Genomic DNA, 15,864 nt, shown 5'->3' with positions numbered 1-15,864 from the left:
CGGGTGACCGTTTCCGGCCTTCGATGATTTTACACACAAACCAGGTGGGTAATCGATGCTCTCAGGTCAGAAGTCTGTGAAAAATGCATGGTGCAGAAGGGAGTTGGCGTCTAGATCGGCCAATATCGTTGCTCTGTCCGTTCGGGGATGCTGGTCAACCAGACTGAATACTTCCATTGCTGTGATGGCATCGCTGGCCCAACTCCTCCGGGGCTTTTGAGGGCGAGGCGGCTGCGGGTCTTGTCCATGAGGAAGCGTGACTCAGAGGCTGCCAGTTGGTCGCGGGCGTCGCCGACGGCCATACGGAAGCTGGGTTCGGGTGGCTTGTTGCCCCAGCCCTGGTTCCACTCGCTAATCTCGGTGGCGACCTGGTCGGCAAGTTCGGTGGCGCGCGGGCCGTGGCCGATGACGCCGATCTGCCAGAGCGAGCCGTGTTCGTCCATTCCTTCCTGTTTCGTGAGGGTTCTGCCCGGTCCGGTCAGGCGGGGCGGCACGCCAGGGGAAGGTGCGAGACCACGCGATCTGCGATGGGACTGCCCAAAATGGTGCGTTGTGGGTCTGTGCTCATGCCGTGGCCTGCCTATCGCCCTGCTGAGCTGCGAGCGGCGATCGGTGTTCTGCGCGGAGACTTGCCGGCGCGGTGCGTTCAAGGTTGTCCGGGGCGATGATCGGACGTTCAGGCTGGGGGACGGGACGTCCCAGCAGATGCTCTGCACGACGGCGAAGGGGCCAGGCGAGTTCGAGATTGTCGCCGCGGGCTGTGCTGTGGAGGAGCTGGGTGATGACGGCGAGCTCGGCGAACCGGCCCTCGGGGGTATCGAGCATGCCTTTCAGTTCGCGGCGGATGCAGGCGGCGACGGAGGGGATGAGCAGGCTGTAGCTGTGGAGCACGGCGGCGTCATAGCCGGTCGGGGCGAGGCCCCAGCCTTCCCAGTCGAAAATGTGGAGTTCGGGCGCGCACAGGTTCGCCCAGTGGAAGTCGCCGTGCGCCGTGGACCATGACGGTGGTGTGGTGTCGATCGGGGTGCCGAGGAACTGTGGCATGGCGCGTTGGAGGAAGGGCTGGTGCACGGAGAAGCGGTCGGTGTGCACCTGAGCGATGTCGTGCAGCACGGTGCGGACGGCCCGCCACCAGGTAGATCGCAGATCCGGGGCGGTGGTCAGTGCGGCGGTTGGGGAGGCGGGCCAAGTAGTGACCCGCTCGTACAGTTCCGCGCGGTAGGTCCAGTGCGCGTCGTTCCAGTCGTGAACGACGTGGAGCCGAGGGCGCGGTACCGACTCCGGGAGGGCCTGGTGGGCGGCAACGGAGCCGTTCCAGAAGGTGGAGTTGATGTCGCCGGAGGGAGCGCAGCCGACACGGAGCCAGGCTGGGCCGCTGGGAGCGATGACAGGCCCACTCAGCGTTCGGCCGCGCCACCCCCAGGTCTCGGCAGCGTCTTGCTCGGGCAGGGCGTCCAGGACAGCGCAAGCCAGGTCACGGGCGGTTCGCATCCGCGCTGTGATCTTGGGATCGTCGGGCTCTGTGAACATCAACTGCCTCCCGATGAAGGGGTCCCGGGCAGGGCGTTCGACGGGTTCATTGCGGTGTCACGTGCGGCGCGCGCGAGGATGGCCTGGGTTCGGCTGTCCAGGCCCACGCGGTTCCAGGCGAAGATCACGTGGTGGGCGAGGACGTCGCGCACGCCCCGGTGGAGAGTGCCTGCGTGTGCCGCGCCGCCCAGGCGTCGCCCCGCGGTCTCGAAGGCGTCGGCCCAGGGCGCGAGGAAGGCGAGCGAGCCACGCTTGTTGAACAGGGGACTGGTGGGGCTGGTGTTGAGTCTCATCAGGACTTGCAGCGCCGCGGTCATCCCGGTCAGCCGGGCGGTGGGTGTGTCGGAGGGCAGGGGGCGCAGCTGTTCCACACGGTGCCAGATGTCGCCCTGCTCGTGCGGTTCCTGCCCGGCACCGAAGAACAGAGCGGAGCACAGCAGCACGGACACCTCGCGGCGGCCGAGGGAACCGCCGGGCATCGTGCTGGAGTCATGACGGCGCAGGTAGTCGAGGACCCCCCGACTGTCGGCGTGGAACAGATCGTGGGCTGCGTCCATGCCCTGGGGGCCGCCGAATGCCAGGGACTCGGGTTGGTAGATGGTCTGCCACCACCGGTCCACCAGACCGTCGGCCATGAGCCTGTCCAGGATGGTGCTCACGACTTTCTCGGCATCGGCACGCGTGGCCGAGGAGCCGGGTCGGCAGCGCAGACGCCAGCAGGGGTATTTACGAAGGAACCACCAGTTGGCGAGCGCCCCCGCCTTTTCGGCCTGCCCCAGTTGTGGACCGAGGCCGGCTAGCGCGGTCTGCTCGGCGGCGTTCCAGTCGGCGAACTGGATCGAGACGGAGTACCAGCCCTGAGCAGCCTCGGCTTGAGCGTCGAGGGCGTGTTCTCCCGCGGCCTGGTAGACCTCGACGGCATCGGCGAGGTCACCGACATCCAGGCCCGCACGGGCAGCGACCTCGTGGAGCGGGGCGCCGGCCAAAACCTCCAGGACGCTCTGAGCCGCTTGGTGCGGCGATACGGCAACTTCCACTTTCCTCATCCCTTCGTGATCCGGGGGCGGCTCAGTTGATGAGCAGGCACGAGTCCCACCCGGAGACCGGCGGTGTGGTGTGGGCGGCGGTGTGCAGGGCGAGGGCAAGTCCCGCATTCCCTTCGAGAAAGCCGATGTCGTCGCCAAGGCCAGTGCGGCACTGCTGAAAGAGGTAGTCGGCTATCGCGGGCACGTGCGCCCTGACCTCCGGTGTGCACGCGTCGCGGCCAGTCCGCCAGACCGTTTGATACAGCCCGGCCCACCCGTGGCAAAGGCTGCTGTCCGTGATCCGGTTGAGCTGGTCCGGGTCGGACAGGCAGCGGGACAGGGCATGTTCAGCCCTCTGCTGTCGTGCGATATCGCGGGTGGCGATGGCCGCGAGCTGTTGAGCGCGAGCAAGGCCCGGGGTGCCGTAGCACCAACTCGGCCGCAACGGTCCGAGTTGGCCTGGCCTGCCGGTGCGCAACTGGCCACGGGTGATCCACTGCGGCCACCACGGACCCGAGTCGGCGTCCTGCCGCCAAGTATCAAGCCAGCTGCTGATCCGGTGGAGGGCTTCGTCATGCCCGTCGACGGTGATGCCCCGGCGCCAAGCCTGGGCTAAGAACGCGAGTGGCCCGGCGACACCGTGCGCGATACCGAAGTTGCTGTGACCGCCGGGGAAGGCATCAGACTGCTTGAGCTGGGGGTCGTGGAAGACCCACCACCCCGGCAGGGTCTCGTCGTCAGCCCGCAGAGGATGCGTCAGGCGTACGAGGTAGGTCAGTACCCGCTCCAAGGCGTCGTTACCGGCTGCGTGTTGGAGGAGATGGACGCCGAGCCCCGTCAGGCCGTGCAGCAGGTCGTACTCGCCGAAGGCGGGAAGCTCGCCCCGGTCGATCCGTGCATGTGCGAGGTCAACACGGCGGTGGGTGAGAGCAACGACGGACGTGTCCACTGCTGTGCGAGCTGGGCCGTATCGCACGGTCCCGTCCGCGTCGGCCGCGTGGAGTATGAAGGCGAGGGCAGGTGCGCCGAAGAGCAGGTTGGCGTTGTCCGCGGCGCTCACTCCATCCCCGGCCGCGGCCGTCACCCACGAGTGCGCGGTCTGCCAACCTCCTTCCCCACAGTGAGCGCGTTCGATGTGGAGCAGCGCGACGCCGGCCGCCCCTCGGGACAGAGACTGCTTGCTCCAGCCCCGTCCAGGAGGGAGCGGTTCGGGCGTCGTCAGCAGCCGGGCAATCGCCTGCGCGGCGGCGGACGCGAAGCGGGGCCCTACCTTCACGGCGTCCTCCAGTGTTCGCGGGCGCTCTGGCGCAGGGCTGAGGCGCGGGCCAGGCGGTGGGTGACTCGTTCGCGGTCCGGGTCGACCCCGATGGTGCGGACGTGATGCATGTGGAGCAGGGATCTGAGCACGCTGTAGGGATCGCGCTGGCGTGCAAGGTGCGTGCGGTAGGTGGTGAGGGCGGTTCTGCGTCGTTCCCAGGCGCGTGTCACGGTCTCGGCGCCCGGCGTGGCGCGCAGCGTCGCCCAGTCGTCGGCGGGGTCGGCCAATCGCATTCCGGTATCCCGCAACTTCTGGTCGAGCTTGCCCTGCTCGTGCGGAAGACGGTCGATCAGCCAGCGCATGCCGATGTCGGGGCTTTCTGCGTAGGAGGCAGCGAGGTCGACCAGGCCGGCTGCGGTGACAGCTTTGGGCGGGAGCCCGGTGTGGATGGCGAGGGTGATCTGGGCGAGGGCCGCGGCAGAGTCGGCGGCGAACACCTCGTGTGCCGCGTCCATCGCCTCGCTGTGCCCGTAGCGTCCCGCCTCGGGGCAATAGGTGGCGAGCTGGAGGTGTGCAAGAAGGCCACAGCCGCGCAGGTCGGCGGCCCACTCTCCGACCCGGGCGGCGGCCTGTCCGTACTCGCCGGGGGTGGGCAGGCGCAGGTGGAGATCGAGGTATTGCTCGGAGTCCGGGCGGGTGGTGTCGCGGTGACGCCTAAACCACCACTGCCGAAGGCCGGTCCAGCCGTCGAGGAGGCGCGGCAGGTGCTCAGTCAGGACTTCGTCCTGGCGGTCCGGATGTCCGTGAACCTGGGCGTACAGCCATTCGGAGCGGCCCGGAAGATGTCCAGCGTCGCGCTTGACGGCCGGGAGCGGCGACGACATCACCGTGTTCCGCTCGGCGGCACGCGGCTGGGCAAGGCGCAGCGTGAGGAAGAATTCGTGGGCGCGGCCCATCCAGGCCAGGTCGGCCGGGGTGGGGGCCTCCTGCAGCTCAACCTCACGGGCCGCGTCGAGGCGGTTCCTCAGCAGTGCCCGGTGGAGGGGCTGGCTTAGGTCGAGTGGCAGGCGCAGGTCGGACTCGCACGCGACGACGGCTTCCGGGGCGCGCAGCCGACGACGCCATGTCGCCAGGGCCTTGTCCCATTCGGCTGGCGTGGCAGCGGGCTTGGGAAGGTCTGCGGCCGTCAGGAGCCAGCGTGCCGGCGAGAGCACGCTGCGGCCGTAGCGCAGCCGCGGCAGGTACGGCAGGCGTACCGCGGTTCCCCAGTCGAACGGCTTGTAGACGGCGCAGCGCGCGGTGGTGATCTCGGCGAGGAAGCGGGCGAGTGGCGGCGTGAGGGTGCCTGCCTCCAGGGCATGCACGACTCGCGGTTCGACGCGCCTGCCGGTCGATAGCTGGACCAGGTGGAACTGGCGAGCGTCCGCCGTGACCGCGAGGTCGTGCAGTGGGATGAGATCAGGGTGGGGATCGCGGTGCTCAGCCAGGGAGATCGTGTGCGGGAGCAGCTGCGGCGTGCGGACCACGTTCTCGCTGCGCCGCCGACGGGGGAAGAACGACAGCTGGGCGGCAATAGCCCCCGGGGCGTCGGTACTCAGGGCGGCGTATGTGTCGGCGAGGATCTTGCGGTCCGCCTCGGGCAGCAGGTCAGCGAACCGTCCGGCCATGCTGCTGCCGGGGCGCGGGGCTGAGCTGACGAGCAGGCGAAACGCCCCCTTTTCCACCGCCTGCGGCGAGGTGGCGTGGATCTGGAATGTGAGTTCAGCGCGTGCCGGCGGAAGCATCTCGGAGGGGTCGCCGACCGCCAGTTGGCGGACCAGGGGCTCGGTCAGCACGATCTCTTCGGCACCGTCGATGACGGCCTGCTGGACAAGGGCAAGCAGGGTTTCGTCGCGTTCGGTCAGCGTGCGTGCGGTGTTCGCCACAGGCGAGCCCAGGTATCCGGCGGGCAGCCCCAGACCGGTGTCGCCGATCAGCTCGACCACGGGGACCACGGCCCCCACTCCGTACCGCTGCCGAAATCGGACGTGGAAGTCCTTCCACCGGGGATAGCCGAACGGGTAGGGCGTCAGGCGCAGTAGCGCGGAGGCGGCGGTCTCGGCCTCATGGATCACTGCCTCGGGAAGGGACACGTCGCAGTCCAAGGCTGTATCGACAACCAGAGGCTGTGGCGCGATGTCGCAGATCGCGTTCATGCGCTCAGCCACCGCGGCCCTCATGGCGTAGGCGGCGGTGGGGGAAGCAACGGTGTCGTTGTGGCACGACAGGTCGTCGTGAATCAACCGCAGGTCGTGCACCAGGCTGGTGAGGTCGGGCAGCTCGTCGGCGTCAGCCGCCTCCAGCTGTGCCCGAAGGTGGCCCAGGGCGTCCGGGACGGTCATCGACGCCCGGAGGTTGGTGAGCAGGAGGTGCTGGGCGACGAGTCCGGCCAGCAGGGAACGGATCTGCTCCGGTGGTGCGCTCGGGTACTCAGCGGCCAGCAGTGTAAGCAGTTCCTGGAACCGGATGGGCTCGCGAGCGGCCTCCGTCGCGGTGCGCACCGGACGCGTGTGTCCGACGGATATCTCGATCGGCGCGAGCACGCCGGGAGAGTCGTCGGGCGGCTCGCCGGGGACAACGAGTCGGTCCCCACGCACGAACGCGACCGGGTTCGTGATCACCGTCAGACGTTCCAGCAGGCGGGGATGCTGCTCTAGGGGGGCGATGACGGCTCCCAACCACTGCGCGTCCGCCCTGGCGACGGTGCGGTGGCTCTCGCCCCACCGCACGTAAGCGCCGGTGCCGACTTCAGCCGTGCTGACTCCGGCGAACAGACCGAACGGAGTGGCTCGCCCCTGCCAGCGCAACTGGTAGGAGGCCAAAGACACCACGAGGCGGCGCACCTGGCGGACCGGGACGGAGCGCCCCTCAAGCAGCCCCGAGATCTGTTGGGCCAGCGCAGGGCTGGCCGTCTCCACGGCGCGCCGTGCCTCCTCGTGCTGCCACGCCTGTGTCAGCCAGGCCAGCCCCTCGGCCACCACTGCCTCAGGGGAACCGGACAAGCTCAGTCCTTCGGCGAGAGGCGCCCCGTCTGGACGCGTCGTGGCACGCACGATGGGCACGCCAGCCAGCCGGTACAGCAGCCGTTCCGCTCCTGCTGTCATCAGCTCCTCTTCTTCCCTTTCGGCAGCGTGCGGGGGTAGGTGGCGCCGGCCGGGATGTCCGCCCGGCGCCACCGGCAGTGATCAGCGTCAGGCCGGGTCGCCCGTGAACGAGGCGCATGCCGTGCCCGAGCAGGTGGAGCCGCAGTTGTCGCTGGTGTCGCGCAGCAGGTCACGGACCGGCAGACCGGCCTCGATGACGCGGACGTCGAGCGTGAAGTCCACATCGACCTGAGTGGTCGCGGCTTCGAAGTTCTTCATGTTGTTCGCTCCTTCTGAATGAGATGGTGCGGTTGACCTAGCTCGCCGGAGGCAAGTCCTCCGTCGGCCAGGAGATGAGGACGCGGACATGCCGCTTGTTGATGACTCGCCCCTCGGGGAGCCGGTCATCGGGTGTGTCGGCCGGGTAGGCCGCGATGCTCGGGCCGCGCCCGCCGCGGTGGTCACGGCTCCAGACACGGATCTGCTCGGCCAAGGTGTCGGCGAGCGCGGCGGCGTCGGGACCGAAGGCGTGTGCTCCGAACTCGAACACGGGATCTGGTTCTGTGCCCAGCTTCCGCAGGGCGAGATAGGCGAAGCTGCCGCCCTCGACCACGGCCGGGCAGGCCATCTTGTTCTGGGGGGAGAGCAGGCCCGTGTCCAGCTTCGGGTCGACTGCGAGGAGACAGAAGTCGTCCAGGGCGGTGGCCAGCCACATCTGGAGCGTGTCGAACTGCTCGTGGCGTTGGATCTTCACCCCCGACCACACCTCGACCCGCTCGGTGTCGAGCGCACCGTTCAGCGCGTCCGGTTCGGTCGGCCACTCGTCGTCGAACCGCAGACCGATCTCCTTGCCGCGCAGGAGCAGCAGCCGTTCCTGGTGGGCTCCGGCTCCCTGCATCGTGACGAATCCGCAGATCTTCGCCGACTGGCTGACCAGGTGATCTCCTTCCCGGGCGAAGGTGATCGATCGGGTCAGGCCCCGCATCCGCAGCGGGACGGTGATGGTTCCGCCGTCGGCGAGCTGCTCCACCCATGCCGGAGGGATGTCCCAGCTGCCGACGGTGACGATCGTCCGGTCGTAGGGGGCGTGCTCGGCGCACCCGTCCTCGCCATCCGTGCGGACGACGTTTACTTGCGGGTATCCGGCGTTCTTCAGGCAGGCGCGGGCTCGGTCAGTGACATCTTCGTCGATGTCGATCGTTGTGACCTCGCCGTTCTCGCCGACCAGAGAGGCCATCAGCGCGGCGTTGTAGCCGCCGGAGCCGATTTCCAGGCAACGGTGACCCGGCCGAAGCCCCGCCTGTTCCAGCATGGTGGCCTGGATTTCCGGAGCGGATACCGAGCTGATTGTGATGCCGTGGTCATCCCGCTTCGTCGCCAGATGGGTCTGGGCATACGCCTTCTCCAGAGGAGCTTCGGGGGCGAACACGTGCCTGGGCACCTCACGGAACGCCGCTTCGACCTCCTTGGTCTGGATCACGTGCTGGGCCACGAGCTCATTCACGAGTTTGTCTCGCAGTTTTACTGCTGAGGGCGAGCTAGCGGTCACATCGGTCATAGAGGGGTTCCTTACGGTGCCTCATGCGCCTTCGCCTCCAGCGTCGGCGCCACTTGCATGGTGGTTCTGCGATGGATGCCGACGGGCGGAAGTCGGCTGTTGTTCAGCGCCCCAGGGGCAGCTCCTGGATCCGTTCGAAGGTGTAGGTGCGGCGGTCGGGATGCTGGGTTCCCTCACCAGCCACACGGACTTGACGCGCCCGGTCACGTGATGGCGGGCGTGGCGTAGCAGGGCTGAGGCGAGGGCGTCTGCCCGGTTCATTTCGTTGAGGCAGTGGGTGTCGACCATCCCCGTAGGCGGCCGACATGTGCGGGAAGTACGTCTCGGTGGCCTCGGGCAGGACCAGACCGGCGTTCGTCAGGCCGGCCCGGACTCGCAGATTCGTTGGCAGAGGCGGGTCCAACGGGGCGTCATGGGGCCAGACACGGGCGAGGGCCGCGCTGCGGCTAAGGGCGACCGGGCCAATGTCGACCGTAAACGGCTCCAGTTCGGCTCCCAGACGGGGGTGGGCCTGGCGCTGACTCGCGTCTGGGCACCCGGGCGTGGCGTCGGCCAACCGCCCCACGAAGGGGTCTACGGGAACGCGCGAGAACGCGCGGGGGCTGGGCATGCGGATCTCCGGGGTGCAGACGTGACGTCCAGCGTCAGTGACCGCGACGCCCGGGTGCCCGTTTCCGGACGCCACGGATTCTAGCTGGGAAGCCAGGGAGAGTTGGCTGGTCACCGGCTTGATCACGCCCTTCTGCTGATCACACAGCTCGACCATGCACGGGCTCCTTTCGGGCCGTGTCGGCGTATGACGCGGCCTGGGCCAGGACCGGGTATTCGAGTGCCAGCGTCTGCGGCGCGGTCAGGCCCGGGGCGGTCAGTTGCCAGCCGTCGAACAGCCGGGCGATCTGTTCCTTCGTCCGCAGGTGGACGGGGCAGCCGGCCGCCGTCATGGTCTTGGCGAATCTGCGCACGGGCTCGCCCGAGACATCGGCGGTGGCGTGCGTGATGACAAGAGCGCTGCCGGTGGCGGCGACGTGTTTGTACTGGTCGACTAGAACGGTCAGGGGCTGCGCCGCGGTGTCCTCGATGTGGTGGAGCACGCTGCCGAGGAGAAGGATGACCGGTTCTCGCCAGTTGATCGTCTCCAGGATCTCCCTGGAAGCGAGGATCGACTCGGGGGCGCGTACGTCGGCGCACAGGCTCTCGACGACAGCGGGCGCCTTGCCCGTCATCATTGCGTCGGCGTGAGTGTGCACCAGCACGTCGTTGTCGATGCACACGGCGCGGGCGTCGGGATGAATGCGTGTCAGGACATCCACCGGCGTAGGGCTATGGGGAAGGCCGCAGCCGAAGTCGACCAGCTGCCGGATGCCCGCGATGGCCAGGGCCTGCACCATCAGGAGCACGTACAGGCGCTCGTGGCGGACGGCGCTCTCCAGGAACGGCATGCGTTCGGCAGCCCGAAGGGCCCCCTCACGGTCGACGATGTAGTGGTCTCGCCCGCCGAGCAGGTAGTTCTGCATCCGGGCGCTCGATGGCCGTGCCTGCAACTCGGCGATCGCTGCTGAGGGGGGGATTAGCGTCGGGTGGTCAGGTCGCATGCCGCTCCACCTCGCCGGTGATCGTGTGGAGTTCGGGCAGACGCCACGATGGACCGTCCGGTGCACCGAGCCACAGCGTGTGTTCGGTCTCTCTGATCGTCACGCCCAGCTGCTCAACCTCTGGTTCTCCGGCCGCGTGCCACTGACCGAGTGCGTCGAACAGATCGGAGCCGAGATCTCGCGGCCCCCACTCGTAGATGCGTGGGGAGTGGAGGAAGACCACTGCCCGAGACACCTGATGGTCATGAATACGCAGGCGATCGGCAACGTCCCCTTCGAGCTGCGCAACGCCGCGCACGACCTGCATTCGAAGGTCAGGGCGAAGCAGGCCGGCGAACAACCGGGCCGCCGGCTGTACGTGCGCCTCCCTGGCGTCCAGGGCTTCCGACGACCTCGGGATGCCCTGCGACTCTACGGCGGTGCCCTCGCCAGGGCGGTGCTCGCGAAGCCACACGGTCTGCGGAGCCGGTTCGGCGTGGAAACGTCCAATGGCCGAGGCCCCGTCCCGCGCCACGGTCAGCACGAGCAGCGTGCTAGATCCGCCCAGAGCCGGACGGACCGGCAGGCACAGCCGGCCACCCGGACGAACCCGCGTGACCCACTCCCACGGCACACGGCGTACCGCACGATGGGACAAGAGCCCGTGGAACGAACCTGCCGGTCCCAAGACCCCGGCCTGTGGCCCGCTGACCACCCGAACCCGCGGGTAGGGGCGTAGGCGCTGCCGGGCAATTTCGGCGAGACGTTCTGTGTCCGCGACCGTTACCACCCGGCCGCCCTGGAGAAGGTGGTCCAGAGAGGCTGCCGTCCAGCCGCAGTCCGTTCCGATCTCGGCAACGGCCGTCCCTGGGACGGGAGCGAGCGCAGCCAGGCGTGCCGTGGCGTCTTGTTTGGACGGGATCACTCCCGTGACGATGCCGGGGCCGCCCTCCCCACCGTCGTCGACGTCGAACACGAGCATCTCGGAGCGATGGACGAACTTCGCCCACTCGCCGGCGTTCTTACTCCGGTCCACCCTGCGCCAGCGACCACCTCGATGCGTACGGATCACGTTGGGCACGAAGTCCTGTCGCCGATCGCAGGTGAGCACGTTCCCCGCGTGCTGGTGAACGTGGCCACTGCCCGGTCGCAGGCTGCCGGCCTCGACGCGGGCGTTCATGCCTGTCCTGCCATGGTTACGACATCTCGGCTGTTTTCACGGCCGGTCGCGGGGCCCAGGAGACGGAGCTGCCACCCTCGCGTGACCGCGTGCGCGGCCGAGGAAGCATCCAGCACCCGCAGGAGGCGTCGAGCGTCCTTGCGAACGTCGTCCAGCGGACGCTTCGCGTCGGCCGCGATCTCTTCGACGGTCTTTCCGCCGGCGAGCCCGGCCAGGACTGTGCGCTGCTCCTTGGGCAGCTCGACCATGTAGTCCACGGGCCCGGGTACGTCCAAGTGCCCGTGACGGTAGGCGAGATCCACCATGCCCGCCCGCTCCGAGGTACCGAGCTTTCCGCCTATCCGGAGGATGTACGTCTTGACCGTGCTGTTAGACACTCCCATGTCACAGGCCGTCTCTGCGGTCGTCCTGCCCTGGGAGATGCCCAGCAGAGCCTCCCGCTCCTGAGGGGAAAGCGGCGGCGAGATGGTCTCGTCCGGGGCCGACATGGTTCTACTCCTTCGGTGTTCTGGCACAGTCGTCGTCATATCGGGGGCCGGCCCACTTCGCTGGTCGGCTTGTTGGGGCGTGAGCTATCGCCCGTCGTAGAGCTGCAGGGTGAGTTCGGCGAGGATGCATACGGTGGGCAGGCTGATAACGGAAGCGAGGAGGACGGCACCCCAGTGCGCGCGAGCCTGTTGTCAGCCACGTCGAATGCGCCCTGGGGCCGGTTCGTCTCTCCGGGGTGAGCCCGAATTCGCTGGGGAGACTGGAGCGTGGTGAAGCGGCTGAGGGTGCGCCGCACGAGAGGACCTGGTCATCTCACTCACCGTCCCGCTCGCAGTCCTGTTCGGCGTAACGCAGCAGGACCTCGGTGTGGACTGCCAGACGAAACGCGTGCTCCCTCGCAGCCTTGAGCCCCTCTCCCGGTGTGACGTTGCGGGCCTCCTGCGAGCGCTCGATCGCCTCACTGCATGCGGACCACCGTCGACTCCCGGCGGAGAGCGATTCCAAGTGGATCGAGACGTAGGGGACGAGCATGGAGACATAGCCGCTGAGGGCTTGCGTGACCGCCGCGAGCGTATGCGGATGCGGGTAAATCCCCGTTCGTTCCCAGGACTTCGCCGCACGAATGGCTTCGCGAATGCGTGTCGAATCGAACCCTGTGAATACAATCCTGCCCCAGCCGTCGACCACGTCGTCAGAGGCGTCGACAGAAGGAAGGACGGCTAGCAGCTCCCGCCCGACCTCGGACATCCGCCGGTGCAGGAACGCCGCACGCACGGCGTCGCCGGGAATCTCCTCGTCGAGTAGGGCACGCACGCGTACGACCAGTTGATCGACTTCCAGGGGAGGATCGTTGGCATCGATGGGAACGACGCCTCCGAGCTGTCGCATCAAGTAGCCGCGCATGAGCAGAAGTTGCCCGTGTTGCTCGTCCGGGTCTTCGCTGACGTGGGCAGTCTCGGCGAGGACCACTTTGGTCACTTCGCGATGGAGGGGGATCTCCCGCACTGCGAAACGCGACTGTCCGAGTGCGAGGGTCGCTAAGACGGTCCTCAGGTCACAGCCCAGTCCCCTGAGTGAGCCCTCAGGCCAGGACACGCCGTCCACTTGCCCACCGCCTACCGTAGGGGCCGAGACCGTGGTGCGAGGCATCAAAGCAACTCCATCGGTGCGATGCGTATTTGGAGATAGGGGTTTCACCTCGGCGGCCCTCAAAGAGGGCCGCCGAGGCATTTCGAGCCGCCACTCGCCGACAAGGGCGGTTCGTTCAGGAGGGACACGGCGCTGCGAACTACACGGGCATAGTTCAGGGAGTTCGGAGACGCCGGTACCGCCGCACAGGACTTGATCGGGACCTCCTGGGACGTCCCGCTGTCTGTGGCGCTTGCGGGGGCCAAGCAACCCAACAGGGGCACGGCGTTGTGTCGCTGACTCGGCCCTGCTGCGGCTTCAGGCGTGACTGGGGCCATCAGGACCTCTTCGCAGGGACGTGGAAGACGCACCACGTCGTCTTGCCGTCTTTGCTGACGCCCCACTTCCGTGCGAGAACGGCGACGATGAACAAGCCACGGCCCGACACGTCCTCGTCGCCTGCGGGGCGCATTTCGGCTGGGGTTGGGTTGTCGTCAGTGACTTCGATCCGCAACTCGTCATCGGGATACCGGACGCGGAGTCCCACGTCACCGGTCCCGTGCTCGAAGGCGTTGGTCACGAGCTCGGAGACGGCAAGCACGATGTTCTCGGCTAGTTCGCCGTTCACGTTCCACAGGCCCAGGAAGGCGCGGATGATCCGGCGTGCCTGCCTCGCACATGCTGGGTTGGAGGCGAAGGCCACGTCGAAGACGCGCGCTGTCTGGGGCAGTGCCTTCGTGGCAGCCGGCGCGACGGCAGTGGCGGGGCTCATCGAGGGCCTCCCAGGTGGGCGGTGCGGGGGAGCGGGCGGTATGCGCCGCCATTGCGCCGCGCGACATGCCTCGTTTCATTGATCACCAAGCGTGTTCGCGCAGTGACTAGCGAACACCGTGCGGTACGAAAGAGGGAAGGAAGTTGCGGTGAAGTTGACTCGTCAGTAACCATGATTGGGGTGCCGGGGGAACGGACGGTCCTGACATGCTGGGTGGCATGGCAACTCTTGATGGAAACCCTGTGTCCGCAGACGACTTGCTCCCCCTGGCCCTGACCAACGTCGGCCACTTCACGTCTATGCGCGTCGATGGTGATGGCAGCATCCGGGGCCTGGCGCTGCACATGGAGCGGCTCGTACGTGACTGCAAAGCCGTGTGGGGTGCGGACCTGGACACCGCGCTCGTTCGCGACTACGTCCGCCGGGGCCTGGAGGGACAGAGCGGCCCGTGCGTCGTCCGAGTCACGATCTACGACCCGAAGGTCGAGATGGGGCACCCAGCCGACGCTGACGAGCCGCGCATCCTGGTGTCCGTGCGTAGTGCCGGCGCCCTGCCCCCGGAACCGCTGCGCGCCATGAGCGTGACGTACGAGCGCGACCTGCCCGAGGTGAAGCACATCGGTCTCTTCGGTGCCCTCCACGCCCGTGGGGCAGCACAGCGCGCGGGATTCGGCGACGCGCTCTTCGTCGGCCGCGACGGTCGCGTGAGCGAGGGCGGCACCTGGAACGTCGCCTTCATCGACGGCAACGGGACAGTGGTGTGGCCGCAGGCACCCGTCCTGCCCGGTGTGACGATGGCCCTCCTGCAGAAGCACGCCAACGGCATCGAGCACCGCACCGCCCCCGTCACCCTCGACCAGGCCAAGCGCATGGCGGCGGTCTTCGCGACGAACACCAGCATCGGGGTTCGCGCCCTGTCGGTGATCGATGACAAGGAACTGCCTACCGAGCACCCCGTGCTGAGCGCGCTCCGCGAGACATACCTGTCCATCCCCGGCGAGACCCTGTAGCCGTAGGGGGCGAGCGTGACAACGGGGGTCACACGGTGGACCGGCCGCGAAGTCACTCTGCTGCGCGAAGCGCTGCGCATGAACGGCAAGGACTTCGCTGCCAAGGTCGGCATCAGCACCAGGCAACTCGTGAACTGGGAGGGGCGGGGCGAGTCGATCAAGCCCCACCCCAACAACCAGGCCGCGCTGGACACTCTGCTCTCCACATCGTCCCCCGACGCCCAGTGGCGGTTCGCTCAGCTCCTCACCGAGCAGGCCGCAGTGGGGCACGACGAGCGAACCGAGGAGCTCCTGCGCCGCGACCCGCGCACCATAAGGCATCCGGTCGACGGCAAGGTCATGGTGCTGATCGAGGAAGGCATCTACCTGTCCGGCTCTAAGGGTGCGTCGATCTGGGTGGATACGTACCGGATCGACGTCTACTCGACGACCAACCTCGACTACGAGCAGTTCATCCGCGCCACCGGGCACCGCCCCCCGCAGCACTGGACCGGCCAGCGCTGCCCGAGCGCCCTGCACGATCACCCGGTGGTCTGGGTGACGTGGCACGACGCTGACGCGTACGCCCGCTGGGCGGGCAAGGCGCTGCCCACCGTCAGTCAATGGGAGAAGGCGGCCCGCGGCCCGAAGGGGCGCTCTTACCCCTGGGGCAGCGATCCCACCGCCGCGAAGTGCAATACCGCAGAGTCGGGCATCGGCGGCACAACACCCGTCAATCGCTACCAGTCCGGAGTAAGTCCCTACGGCGTTTTCGACCTGTGCGGAAACGTGTGGGAGTGGTGCTCTACGCCGGGAACCGACGGACCGAACCGGTACCAGTTGAAGGGGTCCGCGTTCAGCAGCCCGTTCGAGCGTGCCGCGCCGGCGCTCGAGAACGCAGCCAACTCCACGATGAAGGACAACGACACCGGGTTCCGCTGCATCGCAGCCGCCCCGTAGCTCGGCGCTTGGCGAGGCTGTGGTGAGCCAGCCCGAGTGGGCGCTCGTCGTCGGCGTCGATGTCGACGGGCGCTCTCCCCGCAGGTCCTCCTTGGGGCGTACGGAACCGATCGAACCGTGACTGTCCTCGGGAAGAGCCTTCCCTCGGACAAGAAGGAGACAGCCTCGACCCGACAGCCTGGCTGCGTTACAGAGTCGGTCTCTCCTCGGCCAAGCTCCGGCTGCGGGGACGGTCCTCCTCGTGAGCGGGGGCGGTGCCGCCCTGCGGAACGTCGTCATGAG

14 protein-coding genes are annotated in these 15,864 nt (G+C 67.9%); 2 read left to right on the top strand and 12 right to left on the bottom strand.

From position 1 onward, the window contains the following. Positions 1–110: 110 nt before the first annotated feature. From SCAB_RS15195 to SCAB_RS15145, 12 genes are all read right to left on the bottom strand, one after another. Positions 111–443, bottom strand: a complete 333-nt coding sequence (locus SCAB_RS15195; RefSeq protein WP_013000964.1) for a hypothetical protein — start codon at positions 441–443, stop codon at positions 111–113. Between the two features lie 121 nt (positions 444–564). Beyond that, positions 565–1,530 carry a hypothetical protein gene (locus SCAB_RS15190; RefSeq protein WP_037729816.1) on the bottom strand — a complete coding sequence of 322 codons (966 nt, stop codon included), beginning with the start codon at positions 1,528–1,530 and terminating at the stop codon, positions 565–567. Next, positions 1,530–2,576: a thiopeptide-type bacteriocin biosynthesis protein gene (locus SCAB_RS15185; protein ID WP_013000962.1), complete on the bottom strand. Its 1,047-nt coding sequence runs from the start codon at positions 2,574–2,576 to the stop codon at positions 1,530–1,532. The genes SCAB_RS15190 and SCAB_RS15185 overlap by 1 nt, the downstream gene beginning before the upstream one ends. A 22-nt stretch (positions 2,577–2,598) precedes the next feature. Next, positions 2,599–3,831: a lanthionine synthetase C family protein gene (locus SCAB_RS15180; RefSeq protein WP_013000961.1), complete on the bottom strand. Its 1,233-nt coding sequence runs from the start codon at positions 3,829–3,831 to the stop codon at positions 2,599–2,601. Beyond that, entirely contained in the window at positions 3,828–6,956 is a 3,129-nt protein-coding gene (locus tag SCAB_RS15175; protein ID WP_013000960.1) for a lantibiotic dehydratase, read from the bottom strand. The genes SCAB_RS15180 and SCAB_RS15175 overlap by 4 nt, the downstream gene beginning before the upstream one ends. An 87-nt stretch (positions 6,957–7,043) precedes the next feature. After that, positions 7,044–7,214: an FxLD family lanthipeptide gene (locus tag SCAB_RS44850; RefSeq protein ID WP_013000959.1), complete on the bottom strand. Its 171-nt coding sequence runs from the start codon at positions 7,212–7,214 to the stop codon at positions 7,044–7,046. 37 nt (positions 7,215–7,251) lie between these two features. Further along, positions 7,252–8,493 (bottom strand): methyltransferase, FxLD system, encoded by a 1,242-nt coding sequence (fxlM, locus tag SCAB_RS15170; RefSeq protein ID WP_013000958.1) that lies wholly within the window; start codon positions 8,491–8,493, stop codon positions 7,252–7,254. A gap of 749 nt (positions 8,494–9,242) precedes the next feature. Further along, entirely contained in the window at positions 9,243–10,085 is an 843-nt protein-coding gene (locus SCAB_RS15165) for an SAM-dependent methyltransferase (protein ID WP_037728433.1), read from the bottom strand. Next, on the bottom strand, positions 10,075–11,244 hold the full coding sequence (locus SCAB_RS15160; RefSeq protein WP_013000955.1) for a protein-L-isoaspartate O-methyltransferase family protein: 1,170 nt from the start codon (positions 11,242–11,244) through the stop codon (positions 10,075–10,077). The genes SCAB_RS15165 and SCAB_RS15160 overlap by 11 nt, the downstream gene beginning before the upstream one ends. Then, positions 11,241–11,732 (bottom strand): LuxR C-terminal-related transcriptional regulator, encoded by a 492-nt coding sequence (locus SCAB_RS15155; RefSeq protein ID WP_013000954.1) that lies wholly within the window; start codon positions 11,730–11,732, stop codon positions 11,241–11,243. The genes SCAB_RS15160 and SCAB_RS15155 overlap by 4 nt, the downstream gene beginning before the upstream one ends. A 313-nt stretch (positions 11,733–12,045) precedes the next feature. Further along, positions 12,046–12,711, bottom strand: coding sequence for a DUF6415 family natural product biosynthesis protein (locus SCAB_RS15150; RefSeq protein WP_106437403.1), 666 nt, complete (start codon positions 12,709–12,711; stop codon positions 12,046–12,048). 487 nt (positions 12,712–13,198) lie between these two features. Beyond that, positions 13,199–13,633 carry an ATP-binding protein gene (locus SCAB_RS15145; protein ID WP_013000952.1) on the bottom strand — a complete coding sequence of 145 codons (435 nt, stop codon included), beginning with the start codon at positions 13,631–13,633 and terminating at the stop codon, positions 13,199–13,201. Positions 13,634–13,851: 218 nt separating this feature from the next. On the opposite strand from SCAB_RS15145, the gene SCAB_RS15140 reads away from it, so the two are divergent. Beyond that, entirely contained in the window at positions 13,852–14,643 is a 792-nt protein-coding gene (locus SCAB_RS15140; protein WP_037729172.1) for an aminotransferase class IV family protein, read from the top strand. 15 nt (positions 14,644–14,658) lie between these two features. Beyond that, positions 14,659–15,582 (top strand): SUMF1/EgtB/PvdO family nonheme iron enzyme, encoded by a 924-nt coding sequence (locus tag SCAB_RS15135; RefSeq protein ID WP_013000950.1) that lies wholly within the window; start codon positions 14,659–14,661, stop codon positions 15,580–15,582. The last annotated feature ends 282 nt before the right edge of the window (positions 15,583–15,864 follow it).

Origin of the sequence: Streptomyces scabiei 87.22 (assembly GCF_000091305.1) — a bacterium.
Lineage (GTDB): Bacteria > Actinomycetota > Actinomycetes > Streptomycetales > Streptomycetaceae > Streptomyces > Streptomyces scabiei.
The sequence above is the reverse complement of the archived record's forward strand: the minus strand, read 5'-3'. Positions and strand labels throughout refer to the sequence as shown.